We start from the raw sequence: 852 nt of genomic DNA, 5'->3' as shown, positions 1-852 counted from the left end.
TTTTGAAGTAGCTCGGTTTGACTAACAACAACGCATGGAAATGCGGATGCGCCGAACCGTCTTTTCCGCGTGTGACTTCAACGGTTCTTATCCAGCCTTCAATCGCTGAGAACTCTCGTCGTTGGGTGAAGCGGTTCCATGCCTTGCCCATCGTTTTTAGCGTTTCGCGCAGATCCGAAATCGCGCAGTTCCGCACTGTCACGGTAAGGAACAAAAACTGCGCATCCGGCACGGTAGCCAACAACTCCGGCAACGCTTGATGGAAGCGGGCTTGCCACATGAGGGAACGTCTCCACTGACACACTGGGCAGAAGCGAACCCGGCAGAACTTGGCTTGCGCCAACTTCAAACCGGCTTCCCCAGTCTCCGGGTCAGCGGTGAGGGCAAAGCCAAGCGACGGAGAACATTCCTCGACGCGCTTGCCTTGCTTCCAAATCCACCGTTCCGTGCCGGGGCTCTTCAAGTGCTCTTCCACCCCCTCCGCTTCGCTGCGGTGGGTGTCCCACGACCGGTCTTTGGGGCTGCTGTCGGACAAGTATTCCCACCGTTTCGATGGTTCAGCCTTTGTCCTGGTCTTGCTCTTGCCGGGTCGCCCGGTCGTGTGTAGTCTCATCTTGTGCCTATCGCCGTAGGTGCCTCGGTCAGGGGGACGCCAATCCCGCCAGACCACTCTTTGAAGGCCCCGGTTACCGCCGGGGCCTTTCTCTTTGTACCAAAAAAATCCTCCCCCGCAAGACCACCCCTGAAACCCTTGTGCCACAAGGGCTCAACAGGGTTTTCGGAAGTTGGAGATATCCCTTAGGTATCAAGTAAAGGGAAAAGCACCCCCTGCGGGGGTCAAAAAGCGGCCCC

At 57.5% G+C, this 852-nt stretch carries 1 protein-coding gene; it reads right to left on the bottom strand.

The window, feature by feature from the left end; translation table 11 throughout:
* The coding region (locus tag ACVOLI_RS20500) for a protein rep (RefSeq protein ID WP_204276065.1) at positions 1–535 on the bottom strand (535 nt) is incomplete at its 3' end.
* Positions 536–852 lie beyond the last annotated feature (317 nt).

The organism is Stenotrophomonas sp. STEN029 (assembly GCF_056760015.1).
This window is presented reverse-complemented; position numbering and strand designations above follow the sequence as displayed.